Annotated in this window: 1 protein-coding gene; it reads left to right on the top strand. The window is 60.9% G+C overall.

Annotated elements, in window-relative coordinates; genetic code table 11:
* A partial coding sequence (locus AC58NV_RS23835) for a transposase (RefSeq protein ID WP_497229338.1) occupies positions 1-233 on the top strand: 233 nt, incomplete at both ends.

Genomic DNA, 233 nt, shown 5'->3' on the forward strand with positions numbered 1-233 from the left:
CCGCGAAAAAGGGGGGTGCGGCCGCCTGATCGGTCGAACCAAGGGCGGCATGAATACCAAACTGCACGCCATCTGCGACAGCCATGGCCTGCCGCTCAGCCTGTTTATTACCGCCGGTCAGGTCAGCGATTACATCGGCGCGCGGGCGCTGCTAAGCAGCTTGCTAAAAGTCGGTTGGCTGCTTGGGGATCGTGGCTATGACGCCGACTGGTTCAGAGAAGCGTTAACAGGCC

It is taken from the genome of Leisingera sp. ANG49, assembly GCF_059694505.1.